Consider the following 24,031-nt stretch of genomic DNA (forward strand, 5'->3'; position numbering starts at 1 on the left):
CGGCTGCGGGCGCCTGCAGCATGACTCTGCGTGCGGATGCGGGGCCCGTCAGCGGCCTTGAGGGAGACATCGTGTGATGAAAACGGGAATTGGGGGCAAGGCCATCGGGGCGCTGCTGATGCTGACCGCTGGCGCTGCCAGTGCCGCCGGTGACAAGGCCGCGGGGGAGAAGGTTTTTACGCGCTGCGCGGCCTGTCATCAGGTCGGGCCAGCCGCGAAGGCCGGCTTCGGGCCTGTGCTCAATGGCGTGGTGGGGGCCAAAGCGGCATCTTCGGCCGGTTATGCCTATTCGCCCGCGATCAAGGCGGCGGGGCTGGTGTGGAGCGCCGCCACGCTGGAGCGTTTCCTGACCGCCCCGGCCAGGCTGGTGCCGGGGACCAAAATGGTTTTCCCCGGCCTTGCGGAGGCCAGGGATCGGATGGATGTGATCGCCTATCTGGCGCAATTCGATGCCAAGGGGCGCGGGAAGTGAGCGGGGCGCAGGCCATGTTCGGCGCGATGCGTCTGCCGCGCTCGGTCTTGTTCGGCCGGGGGCAGCGCCATGCGCTGGGCTCGGTGGTTGCGGGGCTCGGTCGACGGGCGCTGCTGTGCACCGACAAGCGGCAGGCAGCGCAGAGCGAGTTTGCCGCCATGCTGGCCGATCTGGCGGCGCATGATGTCGAATGCCGTGTCTTCGACGACACCATCCCCGACCTGCCGATCGCCTCGATCGAGGCCTGTGTGGCCACGGTGGCGGATTTCGCGCCCGATGTGGTGGTGGGCGTGGGCGGCGGCAGCTCGATGGATATGGCCAAGGTGGTGGCCGTGCTGCTGACCCATGGTGGCGATCTGCGCAGCTATTATGGCGAGTTCGCGGTTCCGGGCCCGGTGATGCCCCTGATCGCCGTGCCCACCACGGCGGGCACGGGATCGGAAGTGACCCCGGTCGCGGTGGTGGCCGATGAGGAGCGGGGCACCAAGATCGGCATCGCCAGCCCGCATCTGATCCCGATCTGCGCCATCTGCGATCCCGAACTGACCGCCACCTGCCCGCCCGCGCTCACCGCCTGTTCGGGCGCCGATGCGCTGACCCATGCCATTGAGGCCTATACCACGCTGGCGCGGCCCATCGATCCGCTGCTGACGCAGGGCCATGTCTTCGTCGGCAAGAATGTGCTGAGCGATCATTTCGCCAGTCTCGCGGTCGGGAACATCTTCCGTTACCTGCGGCGTGCCTGCGAAGACGGCAGCGACATGGAAGCGCGCGAGGGGGTCATGCTGGCGGCCACGGCGGCCGGTTGCGCCTTCGGCACGGCGGGCACGGCGGCGGCCCATGCGCTGCAATATCCCGTCGGCAATCTGACTCACACCGCCCATGGCGACGGGGTGGCATCGCTGCTGCCCTATGTGATGCAGTTCAACCTGCCCGCATGCATTCCCGCCTTCGCTCAACTCGCGGCGCTGATCGGCCTGCCCGAGGACACGCCGGAGGCGATGGCTCAGGGCCTGATCGATGCCGTCGCCGATCTGATGGCGGCCATCGGCATCCCCCGCACGCTGGCCGATCTGGGCTTGCGCGACGATCAGCAGGATTTCGTGGCCACCAATGCCCTCAATGCCGCGCGGCTTGTGAAGAACAATCCGCGCCTGCTCGACCTTGCGGCCATGCAAAGCATCACCCGCGCTGCCTTCAGCGGCGACCGGGCATCGCTGCGCAGCGTCTGAACAGCCTCCAGTCAGGATATCCCATGTCTGAAAACAGCTACACCACCCCCGATGTGAACGGCCAGCCGGGGCCTTTCGCCATTCCCACCGATCTGCTGATCGGCGACCGCTGGGTGCCGGCGGCCAGCGGCCGGCGGATCGACATCATCGATCCGGCCAGCGAGGCGTCCATCACCAGCGTGGCCGATTGCTCCGCGCAGGAAGGGATTGCGGCGGTCGATGCGGCGGCTGCGGCGGCCAGGGGCTGGGCCGCGACGCCGCCGCGCAAGCGGGCCGACATTCTGATGGCCTGCTATCACGCCATGATGGACCAGCAGGAATGGCTGGCCCAGCTCATCTCCCGCGAAAACGGCAAGGCATTGCCCGATGCGCGCGGCGAGGTGGCCTATGCCGCCGAATTTTTCCGCTGGTACGCCGAGGAAGGCGTGCGTCTGCATGGTGAGCTGTCAATGTCGCCTTCCGGGGCCAACCGCATCATGGTGCAGTATCAGCCCATCGGCATCGCCCTGTTGATCACGCCATGGAATTTCCCTGCCGCCATGGCCACGCGCAAGATCGCCCCGGCGCTGGCGGCGGGCTGCACCTGCATCCTCAAACCCGCCGAGGAAACCCCGCTCACCGCGCTGGCCGTGGCCGAGATCATGCGGCGCGCGGGCGTGCCCGCCGGCGTGGTCAATGTCATCAACACCAGCACGCCCGGCCCGGTATGCAGCACCATCCTGCATGACCCGCGCGTGCGTAAAGTCTCCTTCACCGGCTCGACCGAGGTGGGCCGCATCCTGCTGCGCGAGGCGGCGGATCAGGTGATCTCGGCCTCGATGGAACTGGGGGGCAATGCGCCTTTCCTGATCCTGGAGGATGCCGATCTCGATCTGGCCATCGAGGGCGCCATGGTCGCCAAGATGCGCAATGCGGGCGAGGCCTGCACCGCCGCCAACCGCTTCTATGTCGACCGGCGGGTGCATGATGCCTTTGTCGAAAAGCTGGTCGCCGCGATGCGGGAGTACACCATGGGCCCCGGCCTTGATCCTGCAACGAAATGCGGCGCGATGATCAACCGTGAGGCCATCGACAAGATCGAGCATCTGGTCTCCGATGCGCTGGCCAAGGGCGCGCAGGCACGGCTGGGCTGCACCACGCCCGAGGGCAAGGGGTTCTTCTATCCGCCCTCGGTGCTGGCCCATGTGGCGGCGGGTTCGGACTTGCTGGACACCGAGATTTTTGGTCCGGTGGCGGCGGTCATTCCCTTCGACGATGTGGATTGGGCGGTGGAACAGGCCAATGCCACGCAATTCGGTCTGGCGGCCTATGTCTACACGGAGAACCTCAAGCTCGGACTGCAGCTTGCGGAACGCATCGAATGTGGCATGGTAGCGCTAAATCGGGGTCTGGTCTCGGATGCGGCGGCGCCCTTCGGCGGCGTGAAGCAGAGCGGTCTGGGGCGCGAGGGCGGGCATCACGGCCTGCTGGAATATTGCGAAGCCAAATATGTCGCGGTTGCCTGGTAATCAGGAACCGACAATCATAACAAGAGGATGCGGGTCAGAGCCATGGTCGATGTATCACGACGGATCTTGCTGAGCGGAACGGCGGCCAGTGTCGCCATGGCGGGCATGGGCAGAGCGGGGCGCGCCTTTGCGGCGGGCACCCGCTCCAGCCAGCCCGACACGGAATGGCGCCACTATGCCGCCGATCAGGCCAACACGCGCTATGCGCCGCTGGACCAGATCAACGCGGGCAATTTTGGCGATCTGGAAGTGGCGTGGAGCTTCAAGACCGATGTTCTGGGCGCCCGCAAGGAATATCAGTTTGAATCGACGCCGCTGCTCATCAAGGGCCGTCTGTTCACCACCGCCGGATCGCGCCGCGATTGCGTGGCGATTGATGCGGAAACGGGCGAGTTGCTGTGGATGCACCGCGTGGATGAAGGGGCCCGCGCGGCCAATGCGCCGCGCCAGCTTTCGGGCCATGGCGTGGCCTATTGGACCGACGGCAGCAAGGAGCGCATCCTTTACGTTACCATCGGCTATCAACTGATCGCGCTGGATGCCGCGACCGGCATTCCCGATCCTTCTTTTGGCAACAATGGCCTGGTCGATCTGAAACAGGATTTCGACCAGACCATCGATCTGGTCAACTCCGATGTCGGCCTGCATTCCACGCCGCTGGTGGCGCGCGATGTGGTGGTGGTGGGCGCGGCGCACACCGCCGGTGACGTGCCCGCCACGCGCAGGAATGTGAAAGGCTATATCCGGGGCTTCGACATACGCACCGGCAAGCGCAAATGGATCTTCCACACGATCCCGCGCAAGGGCGAGTTCGGTTACGACACCTGGCTGAAAGGCGACGCCGAAGAGGCGGGCAATTGCGGGGCCTGGGCCCAGATGTCCGCCGATGAGGAGCTGGGGCTGGTCTATATTCCGGTTGAATTGCCCACCGGGGACGAGATGGGTCTGTTCCGCAGGGGCAATGCGCTCTTCGGGGAATCGCTGGTCGCGGTGGATATCGAGACGGGGGTGCGCAAATGGCACTATCAGATGGTGCATCACGGTCTGTGGGACCGCGATATTCCCTGCGCCCCGATCCTTTGCGACATTCCGGTCGGTGGCAAAATGGTGAAGGCGCTGGCCCAGCCTACCAAGCAGGCCTTCCTCTATGTGCTGGACCGCGCGAGTGGCAAGCCGATCTGGCCCATCGTGGAGCGCAAGGTGGCGGCGGGCGACGTGCCGGGCGAATGGTATGCCCCCACGCAGCCGGTGCCCAGCAAGCCGCCCGCCTATGACACGCAGGGCGTTACCATCGATGATCTGATCGATTTCACGCCCGAATTGCGGGCGCAGGCGGTCGAGCTGGTCAAGAATTACAGGATCGGTCCGCTGTTCACCCCGCCCACACTGTCAAAGGCGGGAAGCTGGGGCACCATTTCCAATCCCGGCATTCAGGGCGGGACCAACTGGCCGGGCGGCTGTTACGATCCCGAGACCCATATGGTCTATGTCTATTCCAAGTCGCAGCCCTCGGTGATGGGCATTGTTGCCAATGCTGACACGAAGGTGTCCGACTATCCCTATGTGCATGGCATCGACGGGATGAAGCCGCGCGCTCAGTCGGCGATGGGGTCGGAAACGCTAACCGCCGCCGCAGGGCCGCCGCGTGCGCCTCAGCCTGCCGGGGCCAAGGGGCCGCCCCCCGGTATGCTGGCGGTGCAGGGGCTGCCCTTGCTCAAGCCGCCCTATGGCCGCATCACGGCGATCGACCTGTCGAAGGGCGATCTCACCTGGCAGATCGCTCATGGCGAAACACCGGACAATGTGCGCAACCATCCCCTGCTGAAGGGCAAGAAGATCCCGCGCACGGGGCGTCCCGGTAATCTGGGGCCCTTGTGCACCAAATCGCTGGTCATTTGCGGCGAGGCGGGCTTCTACACCAATGAATATGGCGTGCGTGGCGCCATGTTGAGAGCTTACGACAAGTCAAGCGGCGAAGAAAAAGGTGCGGTCTACATGCCCGCGCCGCAAAGCGGATCGCCGATGACCTATATGCTCAAGGGACGACAATATATCGTCGTGGCCATCGGTGGCGGAAACTACAGCGCTGAACTGCTGGCATTCCGTCTGCCGGGTGTGGCCTGACGGCACAGGTGAGGATCGGGACAATGATGCGAAAAAGCATGATGATGATGGCCGCATCGGTGGCGGTGCTGGTCGGATCCTTTGCGGCAAGGGCGCAATCGGGAGGCCGGACCGTCTGGGATGGCACCTATTCGGCGGCGCAGGCCACGCGGGGCAAGGCTGTCTATGCCACCAGTTGCGCCATATGCCATGGCGAGGGGCTGGCCGGGATCGATGTGGCGCCGCCGCTGATGGGTTCCGCGTTCCTCAACAACTGGAACGGCACCAGCGCGGGCGATCTGTTCACGCGCATCCATGACACGATGCCGCTGAACAATCCGGGCACGCTGAGTGGGCGCAATGTTGCCGATGTCGAGGCCTTTGTGCTGCAGGCCAATGGCTTTCCGGCGGGCGATGTCGATCTGCCCTCGAACGCGGCGATGCTGGGCGGGACGAAGATCGTCACCACCAAGCCGTGAGGGGCGGCAGCGGGGGCCGGGCCCCCGCTGCCGGGCGCGTTATTCGCCCGTCCATTCGGGCAGCGTCTTGCTGCGCGCCAGAAAGTTGGCGACGCCCCGGCGGAAATCGGCGCTGCCATAAACCAGGCCGATCAGATCCTCGATCTCGGGCAGCAGGGCCTGCTGCCCGCGCAACAGCGTTTGCTTGGTGACGCGGGTGGTCAGCGGAGCATTTTCGGCGGCGCGCGTGCACAGCGCTTCTGCTTCGGTGTCCAGATCCTCGCGCTCGACGATGCGCAGCAGGAAGCCGCTGTCGTAAAGCTGCTGCGCGCTCAGGAATTCGCCCAGCAGCACCATGCGCTTGGCATATTGCACGCCCACCGCGCCGCCGATCCGCGCCAGGCTGAGCGCGGAAAGGCAATTGCCGATCGTGCGCCCGATGGGCGAGCCAAAGCGCGCGTCAGGCGTGGCGATGCGGAAATCGCAAGCGGCGGAAATGTTCATGCCGCCGCCCACCGCCCAGCCTTCCACCAGCGCAATGGTGGTGCAGGGAATGGCATCGATGGCGCTCATGCAGTCATCGATGTCGCGTTCATAGTCGATGCCCTGCTGGCCGGACGTATAGTCGGCGAATTTGCCGATATCGGTGCCCGAGATGAAGGCCTTGCCGCCCACGCCGCGAAAGGTCGCGACGCGGATCGCGGGATCTGCGGCAAGATCGCGCGCAGCATCGCGCAGATCGTGCCACATCTGTCCGGTCAGCGCATTATGAGCGGCAGGATTGCAGAAGCGGATGCTGGCGACCGGCCCCTGCTTTTCGTAAATGACGCGCGGGGTCTCGCTCATTGCGCCGATTCCTCAGCCGGCAACAGGCCTTTGGCCACCAGTTCGGCACGGATTTCCTCGTTGTGCTGGTTGAGCAGCGGGGGGGGAATGCGCACCTGCTGCGGCGTGCCGCGCATCTTCACCGGGAAACCCAGCGCGCGAAATTCACCCTCTACCGGATGGGGGATCATCTGCACCATTTCGCGCGCCACCGCCTGTTCGCTGACCACCGCTTCACCATAGTCGAGAATGGGCGCCGCCGGAACGCCGACCGACAGCAGCAGATCGATCCATTCCTGACGGGTGCGGGTGATCAGCGTCCCGGCCAGATCGCCGATCAGCTCGGTCCGGTTGGCGACGCGCGCGGCATTGGTGGCATAGCGCGGGTCCTGCTGCAGCTCCTCGCGATCCAGCGCCTTGATGAAGGTCAGCCACAAGCCCTGATTGGCCGCGCCGATCACGAACCAGCCATCCCTGGCCAGCACCGCCTGATAGGGCGCCGACATGCGGTTGGCCGATCCGATCGGTGTGGGCGCCTTGCCGGTGCCCCAATATTCGGTCGTCTCCCAGATCGAGAGTCCCAGCGCCGCCTCCAGCAGCGAGGCGTCGATATACTGCCCCTTGCCGCTGGTCTGTCGCCCGATGATCGCGGAGAGAATGCCGTAGACGCTGAAAAGCCCGGCGCCCAGATCGGCCACGGCGATGGAGTTCTTGGCCGGTTCCATATCCGGGAAACCGTTGGAAGACAGCACGCCGGAGGTGGCCTGAGCGATCAGATCGAACCCCGGATGCTGCGCCCATGGCCCCGTCTGGCCAAAGCCCGAGATGCTGGCATAGACCAGTTTGGGATTGATCGCCGAAAGCGTGTCATAATCGATCCCCAGCCGCGCCGCGACGCCGGGACGCGCATTTTCGACCACCACATCGGCGGTTTTGACCAGCGCATAAAGCACCTCGCGATCCTCGGGATTTTTCAGGTCGAGCGTGATCGAGCGCTTGTTGCGGTTGAGCGCCAGAAAGCCGGGGCTGTCCTCTCCCTTCAGGCGGAAACCCATGGAATGGCGGGTTGAATCGCCGGTTTTGGGCGGCTCGATCTTGATGACGTCGGCCCCCATGTCGCCCAGCAGCATGCAGCAGAACGGGCCGGCCATGACCTGTGAAATGTCAAGCACACGGATGCCGGAAAGAGGCTGCTCGGCTTTGCTCGTCATGGTTCCCCCAGTGTTGCGCTGTCCTGGCGAGAGGGCCGGTGAAATGTCATCTCGCATCCTCAGGATCATATTGTATATGATTTGACGGATTGCTAGCATCGTCCCGTCCACAGAACAACCCCTGCCTGCGAAGCAGCCTGATGATTCGCGGAACAATCAATAAATTCAAAATATTGGGAGAGGACGACCTTGAACGATACGCACAAGAACCAGAGACGTCGATCACTCCGGCAAGGCATGGGTCGGGCAGTTTCCATCACCGTGATGTCGCTTCTGGCCACCGCGCCGCTGGCGGCGGCAACGGTCGATGACTGGAGCCATTACGGCCAGGATGCGGGTGGCGCGCGCCATTCCCCGCTGACTCAGATCACGCCCGGCAATGTGGCGGGCCTCAAGAAAATATGGACCTATCATATGCGCCCGCCCGGCGTTCAGGCCGAGAGCTTTCCCGGCGGGAATGCCGAGCTGATGCGACGACGCTCGACAGGCTTTGCGGCATCGGAAGCGACACCGCTGGTGGTGAAGGGTGTGATGTATGTCTCCACGCCCTATCGCCGGGTGGTGGCGCTCGATGCCGCGACCGGCGCGGAAAAATGGTTCTACGAACTGCCCGGACGGGATCAGCCCTCCACGCGCGGCGTGGCCTATTGGCCCGGCGATCGCTCGACCGGGCCGCGCATCGTTTTCGGCACGCGCGCCGGGCTGCTGATTGCGCTGGATGCCGCCACCGGCAAGCCCGCGTCGGGCTTTGGCAGCGATGGCACGATCACGCTCAAGACCGCCGAGGTGATGAACGGTTTCAAGGCGCCGATGGGCATGAGCAGCCCGCCCGCCATCTACAAGAATCTGATCATCACCGGCACCCGCGTGCAGGAAATGCCGGTGAAGGGCGCGGCGGGCGATGTGCGGGCGTGGAATGCGAAGACCGGCGCGTTGGTCTGGACCTTCCATACCGTGCCCCGCCCCGGCGAGCCGGGTTACGACACATGGGAGAAGGGCAGCACGCAGGCGCGTTCGGGCACCAATGTCTGGACCATGCCCGAGGTCGATACGGCGCGGGGCATCGTCTATCTGCCCATTGGCGCCCCCACGCTGGACCGCTGGGGAGGCGACCGCAAGGGCATGAATCTCTTCGCCAATTCGGTGGTGGCGGTCGATGCGAAGACCGGCAGATACCTGTGGCATTTCCAGACCGTGCATCACGACATCTGGGATCTCGACCTGCCGGTGCTGACGCTGATCGATCTGCGCAGGAACGGCAAGGTGATCCCGGCGCTGGTGGCGATGAACAAGACCGCGATCATGTTCGTGCTCAACCGTGTGACGGGCAAGCCGCTGATCGATGTGAAGGAGGTGCCCGTCCCTACCGACAGCGATGTGGCCAGCGAGCAGGTCTGGCCCACCCAGCCGATGCCCGTTTCGCCGCCACCGCTGGCGCGCACATCCTTTGCGATGGACGAGATTCTCGATGCCACGCCCGAACTCTCCGCAGCCTGCCACAAGATGGCCGTCGATATGGATATCATGCCCAGCAAGCTGTTCCAGCCGCTCAGCAAGGATCACGCGGTCAACACCTATCCCAGCAGTCTGGGCGGGGTGGACTGGGGCGGGGGAGCCTTCGATCCTGTGACGGGCTATTATGTCATCAACGTCAATGCGCTGGGGGCGCCCTCGAAGCTGGTGCAGGGCGAGGATGGGAGCTGGAACACCGGCTACACCTATTTCGTCGATCCGATGACCGGCATCCCCTGTCAGAAACCGCCTTTTGGCGAGCTGGTGGCGGTGGATGTCGCCAGGGGCGAGGTGGCCTGGCGCCGTCCGCTGGGTGACAATGGCAACCCCGCGTTGAAGGATGCGGGCGCTCTTTCTGCCGGTGGCCCGATCACCACGGCGAGCGGGCTCACCTTCATCGGCGCCACGCGCGACAAGCATATCCGCGCCTTCGACACGCGCACGGGCAAGCTGCTGTGGGACGAGACGATGGCGGATTCGAACTATGGCACGCCGATGACCTACCGGACCGCCGCGGGCAAGCAGGTGCTGGCGGTGGTCAGCACCGGCGGCTTCGGCTTCGCGCCGCCCACCAGCGACGAGCTTGTCGCCTATGCCCTGCCTTGAGAGAAGGACGATACCCATGCGGAACCTGATCCTGACCTCGGCCGTGCTGGCCGTATCGCTGGTGGCGGGCCATGCGCTTGCTGGCGATCAGCCGGCGCCTGTCGCCGCTCCCGCCTCGGCCCCGCCGCCCGGTCCTGGGCTGGACCTCATCAATGAACATTGCAAATTCTGCCATGTGACCGCGCAGGTCTTCGCGAAGAAGCGCAGCGCCGATGAATGGGACGCTGTGCTGCAGACAATGATCGACCGTGGCGCGGAACTCTCGCCCGAGGAGAGCAAGGTCATTACGGACTATCTCAACGCCCATTACGGGACGGGAGCGTCCTGAGCCGCTGCGCCCCGCGCCATGGGGAAGCATGGCGCGGGGCATGATGCATCACGGCTGCCGATAGGGCGGCAACTCTCCCGCAACCCTGGTGTGAATGCGATAGATGCTGGTGGAAGCGGTGATGTAGAGCGTGTGCCCATCCTGCGCGAAGGCCAGATTGGCGGCGTTTTCGGGCAGCCGGATCTGGCCCAGCACCTTGCCTTGCGGGGTGATGATCCTGATGCCGCCCGGACCGGTCATCCAGATGTTGCCCGCCATGTCGATCTTGAGCCCGTCGGGCCCCTGACGGCCCGGAAAGCTGATGAGGACCCGCATGTTCGAAAGCTGGCCATCCGGCCCCAGATCATAGGCCCGCAGATAACCCTCGGGCCCGAAATTGTCGACATAGAGGGTCTTGCCGTCCGGCGAAAAGCCGATGCCGTTGGGCAGGGGCATATCGGTGATGGCCGCCGTCAACTTGCCCTTTGCATAGCGGAACACACCCGCAAAGGGCAGCTCCTGCGCGGCTTTGGCGCCCTCCTTGAGATAGTTCAGCCCGAAGGGCGGATCGGTGAACCACAGCGCGCCATCCCTGGCATAGACCACATCATTGGGGCTGTTCAGCCGCTTGCCCTGATAATGGGTGATGAAGGGCTTCATCTGTCCGGGCGCGTCCATCCGGGCGATGTCGCGCGCGCCCATGCGGGCCACCACGCTGACCTGCCCGGTGGACGGCGCCATGCCGTTCGAGCCGACATCGACATGGGGCGGATGCTGAGCCAGACCGCCCGAATGGCCGTTGAGCAGCTCTACCTCGCCCTCGGGGGTGAGGGCATACATCTTGTCGTCGCGCACGTCGGAGAAGAATAGGCGGCCCTTCACCCACATCGGCCCTTCGGTGAAGACAAAGCCGGTGGCGACGCGTTCGATGGGCTGTGCGGCATCGACCAGAGCGTCAAGCGCCGGGTCCATGCGTTCGATATGCGGCGTGATGACAGGCCGGGCCCCGGCGCCCTCCTGCGCATGCGTGGTGAGGGGCAGCGCGGTCAGTGTGCCGATCATGGCCAGCGTGCCGAGCGGTTTGCGGATGGATCGCATGGTGGCTCCCCTCAGACCGCTTCGGTGAGCAGGACCAGATAGTCCTTGTTGAGCAAGGTGTTCTCGATCAGCGGCCAGACCTTCTGGTGCAAGGCGGAATGGATCCAGACCTGCCTTTGCGCCTCGCTCTCATAGGTGAGCTGGAAGCGGTAATTGATGCCATGGGCAGGGGCAGGCCGCCCCTGAATGACGCTGCGGATCCTGAGCATCTTGAGATCGACAAAACCGCGCCCGCGAAAGCTTTCGGCGGCGGGGCGGAAATGCCGGTGATAGTGATCGAGCATTTCCTGCTCGCGCGCCGGATCGACAGCCAGATCGCAATAGAGCACGATCTGTTTCCGCCCGCCGTCACCCGCTTTGGAGGGCGCAGCCAGCACCGGCCCTGCCCGCAACGAAGCCAGCGACAGGCCGCCCAGCCCCAGCACTTTCATCAATCCGCGTCTTTGCATAAGATGCTCTCCCGGTCTTTTATGTGGATCGCCTGGTGTCAGCGTGCACGCGTGGTCGCCGCGCGATAGCGGGCCTTGGCAGCCAGATCGCGAGCCACGCCGATCACCATCAGTTCCAGCGGGGCCTCACCGGTCTGGCGCAGCATCCGCTCCTCGCCCAGATCGACCGGCACGGCATCCCCTGCGCGCACCGTCGCGGTCTCGCCCCTGACGGTCACCTCGCCGGTGCCTGACAGCACATAATAGGCCTCGCTCATCTCCGCCTCGGTCACCGGGCCCAGCGTGGTGCCCTTGGGCAGCAGGATGTGATCGACATAGGACCAGGGCGTGGAAAAGACCGCCGGTTCAAGCACGCGCCGCATCAGCGCCGCGCCGCTGCCGCCGTTCAGACCCGCCACCGGTTTCAGCGCCGCGCGGTCCAGATGCATGGTGATGAATTGCGGAACGGGGTCCAGCACCGCCTTATCCCGCGGATCGCCAAGATCGACATTGTCATAGAGCTTGGTCATCGAGACATTGATGTTGAGCCATTGCACGGGCTTGTCCGTGGGGTTGAAGATGCCATGGGCATGGCCCATCCTGTCGGGCGCGCCCACCGGCCCCTTGAGCAGGGCGGTGCGCCCATCGACCGTAAACTCCGCCTCGCCATCGAGGATGACGAACATCTCCTCGCAATCATTGTGGAAGTGCTGGCCAATGCCGCTGTGCGGATCAATAACGCCGCGATGGATAAAGAGCAGATTGGTGGAGAGTGCCCTGGCGTCGAGGATCGGCCCGAAGGACATCGTTCCCGCACCGGCATGCACATGCGACAGCGGGCGATAGGCCGCCGGATCGCTGTGGCCGATGCGTGCGGCCAGCGGCACGCGCGGTGCTTCCGCCGTCGTGCCTGCCCAGAGGCCCATCATTGCCGCCGCCCATGTCAGGCGCGTACCCAGCCGCTTGCGCATTGTCTGGCTCCTCGATCCCCTCCCGAAATCCTCATCGGGATTTTCGGCCTTTACCCGGCCATACAGCCAAAGTAACACGAATCATATAGTATATTAAATGCCCGCAGATCAGGCGGGAGGGGACAAACATGACGCAGCCGCAAGCCAGCCGGGTAAGGGTGGGACTGATCGTCCTGCTGTTCGTGATCAGCGCGATCGCCTTTCTCGACCGCACCAACATCTCGATCGCGGGCCTGCAGATGCAGAAGGCCTATGGCATCGACAAGCAGAAACTGGGCTTTGTTTTCAGCGCATTCCTTGTGGGCTATGCGGTGTTTCAGGTGCCTGCCGGATGGCTGGCGGTCCGCTTCGGCCCGCGCGCGGTGTTGACCTGCGCGCTGGTGTGGTGGGGTGTCTGCACGGCAGCCACCGCGCTGGTGCCGCCTCAGGCCGCCCATGCGCTGTGGCTGCTGGTGGCGGTGCGCTTTGCGCTGGGGCTGGGCGAATCGGTGATGTATCCGGCGGGCAATCAGTTCCTGTCGCGCTGGGTGCCTGCCAGCGAGCGGGGCAAGGCCAACGGGCTGATCTTTGCTGGTGTGGGCGCGGGATCGGGCATCACCCCTCCGCTGATCACCGGCATCATCGCCTGGGGCGGGTGGCAGGCGGCGTTCTATGTCTGCGCCGTGGTCGGCGTGCTGGCCGGAGGTGTTTGGTATGCGCTGGCGCGCGACACGCCGAGGGGCCATCACCGTGTCAATCACGCCGAACTGGCCCATATCGAGGCCGGCGCGAGGCAGGTCGACCACCCCGGCTCTTCCTCGGGAGGGACGATCCCCTGGGGCATCATTCTTTCCAGCCGCAATGTCTGGGGGCTGTTTCTCAGCTATTTCGCCTTTGGCTATGTTGCGTGGATCTTCTTCAGCTGGTTCTACATTTATCTGGCCGAAGCACGCCATCTCGACCTGAAATCCACCGCGATCTACGCGACCTTGCCCTTTCTCTGCATGACGGCCGGCTGCCTTGCCGGGGGCGTGATCAACGACCGGCTGGCCGCGCGGCGCGGGCTTTATGCGGGGCGTTCGGGGCTGGCGGTCGTCTCCTTCATCCTGACCGGTATCTTTCTGGTGGCGGGCGTATCGGCCAGCAGCGTGACGGTGGCGGTGCTGGTGTTGGCTGGCGGCGCGGGCGCGGTCTATCTGTCGCAAAGCTCGTTCTGGGCGGCCTCCACCGACATTGCCGGGCCGCATACCGGCGTGGTGTCGGGGCTGATGAACATGGGCTGCCAATTGGGCGGCGTGGTGACCTCCTCGCTCACCCCGTGGATCGCCGAGCATTACGGCTGGAGCTCGGCCTTTTGGGCCGGGGCGGTGGTTGTGGTGGTGGGCGCGCTGGCCTGGGTGGCCGTGAACCCCAACCGCCCGCTGTTCGCGGCGGATTGAGGGCCATGGGGCGCCGATGCGCGGCGCTTCAGTCCGGGCGGACCAATCGCACCGGGATGGGTGCCTGGCTCGGCAGATCCACGAAGGTGGTGCCCAGCGGGCTGCGGCGGATGTGGAGCATGGTCCCTTGCACGATATGGGCGCCTTCCATGCTGGTGTCGTAGGTGCTGCCATCGGCCAGATGCAGACGGAACAGGCCATGGGGCAGGGGTTCGACCTCTTGCGCAATGGCCTCGAAATGGCTGCGCTTGCGCATCGCGGTATAGGCGGTGGAAACGGGCTGCGTGGCAGGGCGCGTGGCGGGAGCGGGAAGCGAGGCAGGCATGCTGGTGGCGGACGGCTGTGCAGCGGTCTGGCCAGCAAGCCCGTCATAGCAGGCGAGGCGGGCCGAGGGGGCGGCAATGGTGCTGCATCGGGTCATGTCAGCCTGTCCATGGGCGGTCGCGGCGAGAAGGCATGACATGGGCATGACTGCCATTAAAATTGCTAAGTTCTTCATTTTCATCTTCTTTCTATATCCGAGAATTTGTTTGACTCGCGCTTCAATATCATATCATATCTAATCGTACCTGAAAAAATCGATGGATGTCTCACAAAGCTGACACCATGAAGACAGCGCAAGCGAGCCAGCAAGGCCGTCGCTGCAAGGGGAGGCCAATGCGAAAAGACCTGGCGATCATCAGCCTGTTATGGGCAGGGTTTCTTGCAGCCGAAGCTTCGGCGCAGCAGGCGCCCGCTCCTGCAGCGTCCACCCCGGCGGCGGGTGGTGCGGAGGCGCCGCATCGCTCGCCGCCGCCGCTGGAGTATGGCTGGTCACCCAAGCGCACGCCCTACAAGGCCTATGCCGAGCCCAACCGTCCCATCTGGCGTCTGAGCGAGATTCTGGCCGCGCATAAGGGACAGGCCAGTTGGACCCAGGCGATCGTGCGGGGCGGCGATCTGGAGGCCGACTGGCACCAGATGGCGCCGGGCGGCCATACCGAGACGGTCAAATATCCAGACAATCGCACGGGGTTGATTGTCTGGGGCGGGCAGGTGAAGGTCACCATCGAGGGGCAGGAGCCTTTCGTTGCCAGCAAGGGTTTCGAGATCGACGTGCCCTTCCGCCGTGCCTTCACGCTGGAAACCATGGGCAGTGAGCCGGCCCTCTGGCTGGAGGTGCATGGGCGCGGCGATCTGCCGATCTATCCGCTCGATACCCATCCGGCCAAACCGGCCGATGTCGCCGGTTTCAGCTATGAAAAGCGGGTGCTTCAGGGCGGCAAGGGGCAGTGGGACGCGGTGAACAGGCCCTGGCTGGATTACCAGAAGGATGTGGTGAGCGGTGGCGCGCGTGCCGGGGCCTTCATCGCCTCGGACCATATGTTCATCAACAACATTCGCGGGAAGGGCCAGCCCCTGCCGCCGCCCAGCAATCTGGGCCATTTCCATTTCGGCTATGATGAGTTCTGGTTCATCATGGAGGGCACCGTCGATTATCAGATCGAGGGTGTTCCGGTCTTTTCATCCCATGCCGGCGATGTGGTGCTGGCGCTGCAGGGTCATTGGCATCGCGCCAGTTTCGGCGGCGAGCCCGGCAGCATGAGCACGCGCGTGGCGATCAATCCTTATCCCAACGGCCTGCACAATTACACGATGGAATCCGCTGGCCGGCAATAAAGCAAGATCATCCTGGGGGGCATACTCGGGAGAGACGTTCGGAGGGAGACCCTTCGGATGAAGGCGGGGGCTTGCGCCCTCGCGACATATCGGCGGCCCGGATGCGGCTGGCCGACGCAGAATGATGCGCAAAACAGACCATAAAATCAGTTATTATTGGAAGGGGGTTTCTGATGGTACATGGCACATGGATGCGTTTGCATGCCTCGTTGATCGTCATCGCGATGGCGGCCTCGGGCAGCATGGCCTGCGCACAGAGCGATAATGCTGCGGGCAAGCCTGCCGATGCGCAGCCCAACAATGCGGACATCGTCGTTACTGGCACCAAGATCAAGGGCGTGGCGCCGATCGGCTCGAACCTTGTTTCGGTGGGCCGCGACGTGATCGAGAAGACCGCGCCGGTCAATGTGTCGCAGCTTGTGAACACGGTACCGTCGATCACCACCTCGGGCGCGGCATCGCAGGGCGAGAATGCCTATTCCTATTATTCTCCGCAAATTCATAGCCTTGCCGGATCGTCTTCGAACACCACCCTGGTGATTGTGGACGGGCTGCGGCTGCCGGGCGGCGGCACGCAATTTGCTCAGACCGATCCCAACATCATCCCGGTCAGCGCGATCCAGCGCGTCGAGGTGCTGGCGGATGGCGCTTCCTCGGTCTATGGCTCGGATGCGGTGGCGGGCGTGGTCAACTTCATCACCCGCAAGACCTTCGACGGTTTCGAGGCCAATGTGCAGGGCGGCGTGGCCGACCATTATGACAACAAGAACATCAGCTTCATCTGGGGCAAGAAATGGGCGACGGGCGGCGTCTATCTGGCCGGTTCGTGGAGCCAGCAATCCAATCTGCTGAACAAGGACCGCTCCTTTTCGAGCATGGGTGATTACACGCCGATCGGCGGCACCAATACCAACAGCTATCAGTGCCCCGCCGCCACGATGAGCGTGCCCGGCGTCAGCGGCGTTTATCTGAGCCCGCGTGCCACCACCACGGTGGCCAACAGCCAGGCCAATGCGCCCTGCAACAATTCGGTCTATGCCACATTGCTGCCCTCGCAGGGGCGCGGCAATGTGATGATCAAGATGGTCAATGATTTTTCCGACCGGATTTCAGCAACCTATATGCTGAACTACAACCGGCAGAAGACCAACTCACCCAATGGCCCCGGCGGCCTTTCCAGCGTGACGGTCTATGGGCCCGGTTCCGGCAAGGGGGGACAGATCAACCCCTTCTTCCAGGCGCCCGCCGGATCGCCCGGAGCCACCCAGGAAAGCATCAACTGGCTGGCGCTGCGGCCTGACGGCTATTACGGCAACACCGAAAGTCAGTCGGATTCGATCTATTCAACTGCGGTGATCGATTACAAGGTCACCAACAACTGGACCATCACACTGAGCGACGCGATCGGCTGGAACCGCTCGGCGCTCAACACGATCAATGGATTCTGCACGGCCTGCGCCTTGCTGGCGGTCAACGGCACCGGGCAGGCCAGTGGCAGCACAACCGCCACGGACATCGCCGGTCAGAATGTGATCGCGTTGAACCTGCCGCTGACTGCGGCCAATGCGCTGGATGTGTGGAATTCCTCGGGCGGTACCACCCAGACATCGGCGGCGGTCAACCGTGCGCTTTACACGGCCAATTCGGAGAACACGAATTACAACACCTTCAACCAGTTGAAGCTGGATGCGCAGGGAACACTGTTCAAACTGCCGGCGGGCGACTTGAAGATTGCCATCGGCGGCGAATATTACTGGACCAATGAGACGCAGAAGATCTCCGGCTCGAACGGCACCGGCCCCACCACCACCGGATCGAACTTCCGCGTCTACAACTATAAGCGCGACATCAAATCCTTCTATGGCGAGGCCTATATTCCCATCATTTCGCCCGAGATGAACATTCCGCTGATGTATAAGGTGGATGCCAGCATTTCAGGGCGCTATGACAGTTATTCCGATGTGGGCAGCACTGCCAATCCCAAATTTGCCGCCAATTGGGAAATCATCCATGGGCTGAAGCTGCGTGGCAACTATTCGCGTTCCTTCGTGGCGCCGCCCATCGCGGTGATCGGTGACCCGACGCAGGGCTATCTCTATGCCTCGGGCAGTGTCGGGCCGACGGGGGCGCTCAACAATGTGCCGATTTCCAGCTTTCCGGGCATCGTCAATGTGCCGGGCGTGACTTGCAATGCAACCACCTGCAACATGGCGGGCACCACGCAGGGCCTGCGTCGTCAGTTGGGTGGCGGCTTTACCAATGAAGTGCCGCAAAAGGGCCGTAGCTGGTCGGTGGGCGTGGATATGGCGCCGCGCTTCCTGCCTGGCTTCACCGGCGCGGTGACCTTCTGGCACACGCAGTTCATCGGCGGAGTCAGTTCGCCCAGCGCGACGGCGATCGAAAACTCGGCGGGGCTGCGCAATCTGCTGACCATCTGTCCCTCGGGCTGCACCAATGATCAGATCAACACCTTTGCTAATCTGGCCAATGGTGCCTCGATTTCGGGTGCGGTGCCGTCCTCGGTTTATTTCCTGCTCGATCAATCCTCGCGCAATGCGCTCAATCTGACGGTCGAGGGTATCGACGGACAATTCAACTATACGCATGATTTCGATGGGTTTGGACGGATCACGCTGGGAACGGCCTTCACCTATTTCACCAAATTTGTGCAGAACTTTGGGGGAGGGACCGATTTCTCGATCCTCAACACCTCCGGCTACAACACCACCTTTCCTTCGGTGCAGTTCAAGAACCGCGCCCAATTGGGCTGGGCCAAGAGCGGTTTCTCAGCCGATCTGTTCTGGAACCATGTCGGCAGCTATCGCAACTGGATCACCACCTCGGTGGCGCCGATCACGGTGGATTCGCTCGGGAACCCCACCGGCGGCGGCGATATCGTCAAGGCGTCGAATACCTTCGACCTGCATGTGCAATATGAAATGCAGGGTGGCGGTTTCATGCATGGCTGGCAGATTTACGCCGATGCGCAGAACCTCTTCAATGCCAATCCACCGTTCTACAACGGAAACACCAGCGGCATTCTGGGAGGGGCATGGGGCTATAACGGCTTTGTGTCCAACCCGATCGGGCGCTTGGTTTCGCTGGGCCTGAGGGTGCGGATGTAAGTCAGCGCGGGTCCCTGCCTTGCTGAACCACCAGCAAGGCAGGCTGATCCTGAACATGGGGAGTGATATGGCGAAGATCTGGCGGATATCCGTCCTTGGCGCCTGTGCCCTGTCGCTGATGCCATCGGGCGCGGCGCATGCATCGCCGACCGCTGTCAGGGTGGAGGCGTGGGGAAAAACCCCTCAAGGCGCCACGATCCGCCGCTACACCATGACCAACCGGCAGGGAGCCAGCGTGTCGATCCTGAACCTCGGCGCGACGATTGCCTCTTTGCGTGTGCCCGATCGCGACGGCAGGCTTGAAGATGTCGTGCTGGGTTACGCCAGCGCGGAGGACTATCTGCGCAACGCTGCCTATTATGGCGCCACGGTGGGGCGCTATGCCAACCGGATCATCGGTTCGAAGCTGGTGATCGCCGGAAGGCAATACCCTTTGTCGGGCACCGGCGGCGCCACGCTGCATGGCGGCAGCAACGGCTTCCACACCAGACTGTGGAGTGTAGCGCCGATCAGGACCTCGCGCGGTTCGGCTCTGCGCTTCACACTGATCAGTCCCGATGGCGATGAAGGTTTTCCCGGCCGATTGACTGCCACCGTGACCTTCGCCTGGGATAACAGCAACCGGCTGACGATCGATTATCGTGCCACCACCACCCGAACCACGGTCGTCACCATGACCCAGCACAGCTATTTCAATCTGGCCGGCGCTGGCCATGGCGATGTTCTGGGCCATAGGCTGCGGATCAATGCCGATTTCTATACGCCGGCCGGGGCCAACAACGCGCCCACCGGCGAAGTGCTGAAGGTGGCGGGAACGCCCTTCGATTTCACCACCGCCAAACTGCTGGGCAAGGATATCGAGAGTACCGATCCTCAGGTGGCGCGTGGCCATGGCTATGACCATAATTTCGTCCTGAGGCGTTCTCTCGTGCCGGGTGAGGTGGTGGAGGCGGCGTGCCTCGTCGATCCGGCTTCGGGCCGGATGCTGACCGTGTCGACCAGCGAACCCGGACTGCAACTCTACACTGCCAATGGTCGCGCATCGCCTCGATTGATGCGCGATGGGCGGACCTATCCTGCCCATGGCGGTGTGGCGATGGAAACCGAGCACTATCCTGACACGCCCAATCTGACCCATTTCCCGAGGGTGGCGCTCAGGCCAGGGGAGGTCTACGCCAGCCGCACGGTGTGGCAGTTCGGCGTTGACGGGCGTTAGCCCCCGGTTTTCATGCCCATTCGAGCCGCGATTTTGCCCTTATTGCGATCCGGGTTGAACCCCGGAGTTCCGCCGCATGCGAGGAAGGAAACACCCCATGAACCGCGACTCTGTCGAGACACGCGATCGCTACAAATTGTATCGGCCGATCCAGACAAGGTGGTCGGACAATGATGTCTACGGTCATGTGAACAATGTCGTCTATTACGCCTGGTTCGACACCGCCATCAATGGATGGCTGATCGAACAGCAGGTTCTCGACATTGCGAGCAGCCCGGTGATCGGTCTGGTCGTCGAAACAGGGTGCCGGTATGCACGTTCCATCAGCTATCCCGAGCCGGTGGAGGCAGGCCTGCGTGTCGCGCATATCGGCCGTTCGAGTGTGCGCTATGAGGTGGGGCTGTTCACCCGGAACCATGACGAAGCCGCCGCCGCGGGCTTTTTCGTCCATGTCTATGTCGACCGGGAAACGATGCGCCCGGTGCCTCTGCCCGATGCTCTTCGCGCCTGTCTGGAGACGATCCGGAGTGGAGCCGCTTAACGCTTGCGCGGGCGTCGCCGTGGGGCCGCATCCGACTGACGGCGCACCAGCTTGTAATCCAGCACCACATGCGAGGGTTCTTCCTCCGCCTCACCCCGCTGCTCGCGCAGATCGCGCACCAGCAGATCGACCGCGCTGCGCGCCATATCGCTGATCGGCTGGTGAATGGTGGTCAGTTCCGGCCAGATGGTGGTGGCCAGCGGCGTGTCGTCGAAGCCGCAGACGGTCAGGTCGCCCGGCACATCCAGCCCGCGCCCATGAGCGATGGCCACGGCGGCGGCGGCCATATCGTCGTTGCAGGCGAAGATCGCCGTGGGCGGCTCGGCCAGATCGAGCAAATGCTCGGCCGCATCAAGGCCCGAGCGATAGTTGAACAGGCCCTGCGCGATCAGCGTCTCATCCTGCGGCAGACCGGCATCGGTGAGCGCGGCAAGATAGCCTTCGAACCGGCGCTGGCCGGAGTTATAGGCCGGATTGCCCTTGATGAAGCCGATGCGGCGATGGCCCAGCGCGACCAGATGGCGGGTCATCTCGCGCGCGGCGAGCCGGTCATCCATGTTGATCGAGGAAAAATGATCGGGCCGATGGCTGGCCGCCAGAGTAACCGCGCGGATTCCGGCATCGCGCAAGGCCGCCAGCATCTCGGGGGAATCGCAAAGCGGCGGCGGCAGGATGATGCCGTTGATCCGCGCATGTTTGAGATGCGCCAGCACCGCCTCCACCGAGAGCGGCTCGGTCAGTTTTTCCACCGCCAGCATCACATTGTGATGGCTCGCTTGCTCCAGACTGCCCATCAGCAATTCGGAGAGGAAGGAGGTGGAAGGGTTGGAGAACAGCAGGCAGATCCGGATCTCCTCGCCCCCGGCCAGGCGCGCGCCGCCGCGCTGGGCGCATAGCCGAGCGCATCGATGGCGGCCTGCACCTTGTCGCGCGTCGCCTCGCGCACGGCCTGCTTGCCGTTGATGACGCGCGAGACGGTCATCGGCGAGACGCCGGCCTGCTTGGCGACATCGATGATGGTGGGAGCGCGGGAGTCTTTGTGATCCATGAAAGGTCAATCTGGTGGCGATATCAGGGGGCTATCGTGTGCCCTTTGAAAAAATGTTAGCGAAAACACCGCAAACCGCCAGCGGAATGTTATCGGCCAATGCCAAAGCACGATGTTTTCGCTAACATGGATGCTTATTTCGGGTTCCCTGGCGCATAGGGAAAGCGCAGCGCCTTGTACCACTCCAGCGTGTGAGCGGGCGCGGCGGCGCCAGCGGGCAGGGGGCGGTGGCTGATCGACTGGAAATAGGCGATGCTGGCGTCGCGCCACCATTGCGCCTCGCGGTGCTGGATGGCGAGATAGGTCTGCGTCTGGGCAAAACGCTCTTCATCGATCAGCGGACGCAGGCTGTCCCAGCTTTGCTGCATGCCCGCGACATAGGTCACGCCATGGTCGTAATGATGGATCAGCCCATCCCACAGCGTGTCGCCCGAGGCCAGCTTCTGGTCCCAACTCACATGGTGGAACCACAGCCATTCCTTCTCCGGCGTGGTCTCCAGCTTCGACAGGCGCGTGGCCACAGGCGGAGCATATTGCACGATGGCATCGCTGCCCTTGGCGGTGCGGTCAAAGCCGATGCCCTGAGCATCCGCGCGATGGTAATAGACCGGGTTCCATTCCGGGCGACCCAGGTCGGAGATCCATGGCGCGGGGCCGTAATGATGGCCGGTGCCCATCACATGGGCCAGACCGAGCGGGGTCATGTAATCCACCGCCGCCTCGCGCGATCCCGCCATCATCGCTGTGACGGGCGTGACCACACGCGGATCGGGCGAGAAGGTCTGTGCCGCCCATTCCTGCGCGATTTGCTGCGCGGAAAGCTGCGGATCCCATGCAAGCCGCCCGAAGGCATACCAGTCGGCCTGGTTGAAGATGGAGCCCGACCAGTTGCGGTCCGTGCCGAGGTTGGCAATGCCCGCAATGCCGGTCAGCGTGTGATGGTCCAGCTTGCCGTCGATCACGTCGGCAACCGTGCCTCCCGTGCCGGTGTCGGCGCGCAGCGTTTCCTCGAACAGTGGCCCCAGATAGGTGAGGTGGGTGGATTGGCCGATGTATTCCTTGGTGATCTGGAATTCCATCATCAGCGGCGTCTTGGGCATGGCGCCGAACAGCGGGTGAAAAGGCTCGCGCGGCTGGAAATCGATGGCGCCGTTCTTCACCTGCACCATCACATTGTCGGCGAACTTGCCGTCGAGCGGCTTGAAGTCGTCATAGGCCTGCTTGGCGCGATCATCCAGGCGCGGGTCCTTCTGAGCACCCGCCGCATAGACGAAGGCGCGCCAGATCACCACGCCGCCGTGGGGTTTGAGCGCGGCGGCCAGCATATTGGCGCCATCGGCATGGGTGCGGTGATAGTCCTGAGGGCCGGGCTGGCCCTCGCTGTTGGCCTTGACCAGAAAGCCGCCGAAATCGGGGATGGCGGCGTAGATTTCATCGGCCTTGGCGGCCCACCATGCGGCGACCTGCGGGTCGAGCGGGTCGGCGGTTTTCAGGCCGCCGATCTCGATGGGCGCGCTCCATTTGGCCGAGAGATAGACCTTGATGCCATAGGGCTGGAAGACGTCAGCCAGCGCGGCGGCCTTGGCGATATAGGGCGCGGTCAGGCTGTCGGCCTTGGCGTTTACATTGTTGAGCACCGTGCCGTTGATGCCGATCGAGGCATTGGCGCGAGCGTAATCGGTGTAGCGCGGGTCCTTGAAGTCGGGCAGGTGCCACCAGTCCCAGATCGAGGCGCCGGCATAGCCGCGCTCGACCGTGCCATCGAGATTGTCCCAATGGTTGAGCATGCGCAGCTTGATGCGCGGGCTGCTGGTGATGTCGAGATGGGCCAGATCGGCGCCGGACGAGGCCAGCCGCAGCAGATGGAAGGCGCCGTAGAGCAGGCCGATGTCGCGGTTGGCGGCGATCAGCGTGACGGTCTTGCCCTGCATCTGGATGGTGCGAATCGCATAGCCTTCCTCGCCCAGATCCTTGAGCGGGACCGGCAGCGGGGTGGAGGAGGAGGCCGGTGTTGCCAGCCAGATCGCGCCATCGGTGAGGCTATGTGTGGATTGAGGCGCGGTGCCTGTCATGGCGGAGAAACCGCGCTGCAATTCGGCCTCGGCGGCCAGTGCGCTGGGGCCTTGGGCCGGACCCATGATGGCTTTGGCGTGGGATACGGCACCTTGCAAAGCCGCGCCTTGCAAGGGTGCATAGCGCAGCCAGAGCTTGTAACCGTCCTCAGCCCTTGCTGTAGGGGCAAGGGCTAGAGTGGCGCAGGCAAGCAGCCAGCAGCATAGCCGAGACCACATTC

General features: G+C 63.7%; 19 protein-coding genes and 1 pseudogene. 12 read left to right on the forward strand and 8 right to left on the reverse strand.

Annotation, left to right across the window (positions count from 1 at the left end; all coding sequences use genetic code 11):
- Window positions 1–76 precede the first annotated feature (76 nt).
- The 5 genes from ABDW49_RS21975 to ABDW49_RS21995 are packed head-to-tail and all read left to right on the forward strand — an operon-like array spanning window position 77 to window position 5,794.
- The gene (locus tag ABDW49_RS21975; RefSeq protein WP_343615253.1) at window positions 77–472 is read left to right on the forward strand and encodes a c-type cytochrome; all 396 of its coding nucleotides are present in this window, start codon (window positions 77–79) and stop codon (window positions 470–472) included.
- A complete protein-coding gene (locus ABDW49_RS21980) occupies window positions 469–1,704 on the forward strand; it encodes an iron-containing alcohol dehydrogenase (RefSeq protein WP_343615255.1) in 1,236 nt (411 codons plus the stop codon). The genes ABDW49_RS21975 and ABDW49_RS21980 overlap by 4 nt, the downstream gene beginning before the upstream one ends.
- 23 nt (window positions 1,705–1,727) lie before the next feature.
- Window positions 1,728–3,212 (forward strand): NAD-dependent succinate-semialdehyde dehydrogenase, encoded by a 1,485-nt coding sequence (locus ABDW49_RS21985; RefSeq protein ID WP_343615257.1) that lies wholly within the window; start codon window positions 1,728–1,730, stop codon window positions 3,210–3,212.
- A 42-nt stretch (window positions 3,213–3,254) separates the two neighbouring features.
- Complete coding sequence (locus ABDW49_RS21990; RefSeq protein ID WP_343615259.1) at window positions 3,255–5,336, forward strand: PQQ-binding-like beta-propeller repeat protein; 2,082 nt, start codon at window positions 3,255–3,257, stop codon at window positions 5,334–5,336.
- A 23-nt stretch (window positions 5,337–5,359) separates the two neighbouring features.
- Window positions 5,360–5,794, forward strand: a complete 435-nt coding sequence (locus ABDW49_RS21995; RefSeq protein WP_343615261.1) for a c-type cytochrome — start codon at window positions 5,360–5,362, stop codon at window positions 5,792–5,794.
- A gap of 39 nt (window positions 5,795–5,833) precedes the next feature.
- Here the strand turns inward: ABDW49_RS21995 and ABDW49_RS22000 are convergent, their stop codons facing one another.
- Entirely contained in the window at window positions 5,834–6,619 is a 786-nt protein-coding gene (locus ABDW49_RS22000; protein ID WP_343615263.1) for an enoyl-CoA hydratase, read from the reverse strand.
- Window positions 6,616–7,809 carry a CoA transferase gene (locus ABDW49_RS22005; protein WP_343615265.1) on the reverse strand — a complete coding sequence of 398 codons (1,194 nt, stop codon included), beginning with the start codon at window positions 7,807–7,809 and terminating at the stop codon, window positions 6,616–6,618. Before ABDW49_RS22005 ends, ABDW49_RS22000 begins: the two co-directional genes overlap by 4 nt.
- 237 nt (window positions 7,810–8,046) lie before the next feature.
- Here ABDW49_RS22005 and ABDW49_RS22010 point away from each other — a divergent pair, with 237 nt between their 5' ends.
- On the forward strand, window positions 8,047–9,927 hold the full coding sequence (locus ABDW49_RS22010; protein ID WP_343615267.1) for a PQQ-binding-like beta-propeller repeat protein: 1,881 nt from the start codon (window positions 8,047–8,049) through the stop codon (window positions 9,925–9,927).
- A 16-nt stretch (window positions 9,928–9,943) separates the two neighbouring features.
- Window positions 9,944–10,255 carry a hypothetical protein gene (locus ABDW49_RS22015; RefSeq protein ID WP_343615269.1) on the forward strand — a complete coding sequence of 104 codons (312 nt, stop codon included), beginning with the start codon at window positions 9,944–9,946 and terminating at the stop codon, window positions 10,253–10,255.
- A gap of 48 nt (window positions 10,256–10,303) precedes the next feature.
- On the opposite strand, the gene ABDW49_RS22020 is transcribed toward ABDW49_RS22015, so the two are convergent.
- The 3 genes from ABDW49_RS22020 to ABDW49_RS22030 are packed head-to-tail and all read right to left on the reverse strand — an operon-like array spanning window position 10,304 to window position 12,731.
- Window positions 10,304–11,332, reverse strand: a complete 1,029-nt coding sequence (locus ABDW49_RS22020; RefSeq protein WP_343615271.1) for an SMP-30/gluconolactonase/LRE family protein — start codon at window positions 11,330–11,332, stop codon at window positions 10,304–10,306.
- A gap of 11 nt (window positions 11,333–11,343) precedes the next feature.
- Window positions 11,344–11,763 (reverse strand): hypothetical protein, encoded by a 420-nt coding sequence (locus tag ABDW49_RS22025; RefSeq protein WP_343615273.1) that lies wholly within the window; start codon window positions 11,761–11,763, stop codon window positions 11,344–11,346.
- Window positions 11,764–11,819: 56 nt separating this feature from the next.
- On the reverse strand, window positions 11,820–12,731 hold the full coding sequence (locus tag ABDW49_RS22030; protein WP_343615275.1) for a cupin domain-containing protein: 912 nt from the start codon (window positions 12,729–12,731) through the stop codon (window positions 11,820–11,822).
- Window positions 12,732–12,859: 128 nt separating this feature from the next.
- Between ABDW49_RS22030 and ABDW49_RS22035 the strand changes: the two genes are divergently transcribed.
- Window positions 12,860–14,149 (forward strand): MFS transporter, encoded by a 1,290-nt coding sequence (locus tag ABDW49_RS22035; protein WP_343615276.1) that lies wholly within the window; start codon window positions 12,860–12,862, stop codon window positions 14,147–14,149.
- A gap of 28 nt (window positions 14,150–14,177) precedes the next feature.
- On the opposite strand, the gene ABDW49_RS22040 is transcribed toward ABDW49_RS22035, so the two are convergent.
- Complete coding sequence (locus tag ABDW49_RS22040) at window positions 14,178–14,570, reverse strand: hypothetical protein (RefSeq protein ID WP_343615277.1); 393 nt, start codon at window positions 14,568–14,570, stop codon at window positions 14,178–14,180.
- Between the two features lie 236 nt (window positions 14,571–14,806).
- Between ABDW49_RS22040 and ABDW49_RS22045 the strand changes: the two genes are divergently transcribed.
- The 4 genes from ABDW49_RS22045 (at window position 14,807) to ABDW49_RS22060 (ending at window position 20,690) form a co-directional block, all read left to right on the forward strand.
- A complete protein-coding gene (locus ABDW49_RS22045; RefSeq protein ID WP_343615278.1) occupies window positions 14,807–15,808 on the forward strand; it encodes a hypothetical protein in 1,002 nt (333 codons plus the stop codon).
- 191 nt (window positions 15,809–15,999) lie between these two features.
- Entirely contained in the window at window positions 16,000–18,933 is a 2,934-nt protein-coding gene (locus ABDW49_RS22050) for a TonB-dependent receptor (protein WP_343615279.1), read from the forward strand.
- A gap of 67 nt (window positions 18,934–19,000) precedes the next feature.
- On the forward strand, window positions 19,001–20,149 hold the full coding sequence (locus ABDW49_RS22055; protein WP_343615281.1) for an aldose epimerase family protein: 1,149 nt from the start codon (window positions 19,001–19,003) through the stop codon (window positions 20,147–20,149).
- Between the two features lie 97 nt (window positions 20,150–20,246).
- Entirely contained in the window at window positions 20,247–20,690 is a 444-nt protein-coding gene (locus ABDW49_RS22060; RefSeq protein ID WP_343615283.1) for a thioesterase family protein, read from the forward strand.
- On the opposite strand, the pseudogene ABDW49_RS22065 reads toward ABDW49_RS22060, so the two are convergent.
- Both ABDW49_RS22065 and ABDW49_RS22070 read right to left on the reverse strand, forming a co-directional pair.
- Window positions 20,687–21,738: pseudogene (locus ABDW49_RS22065) on the reverse strand (LacI family DNA-binding transcriptional regulator). The gene ABDW49_RS22060 and the pseudogene ABDW49_RS22065 sit on opposite strands and share 4 nt — an antisense overlap.
- A gap of 134 nt (window positions 21,739–21,872) precedes the next feature.
- Window positions 21,873–24,029, reverse strand: coding sequence for an alpha-glucuronidase family glycosyl hydrolase (locus tag ABDW49_RS22070; RefSeq protein WP_343615285.1), 2,157 nt, complete (start codon window positions 24,027–24,029; stop codon window positions 21,873–21,875).
- Window positions 24,030–24,031 lie beyond the last annotated feature (2 nt).

The organism is Novosphingobium sp. (assembly GCF_039595395.1).
Taxonomy (GTDB): Bacteria; Pseudomonadota; Alphaproteobacteria; order Sphingomonadales; family Sphingomonadaceae; genus Novosphingobium.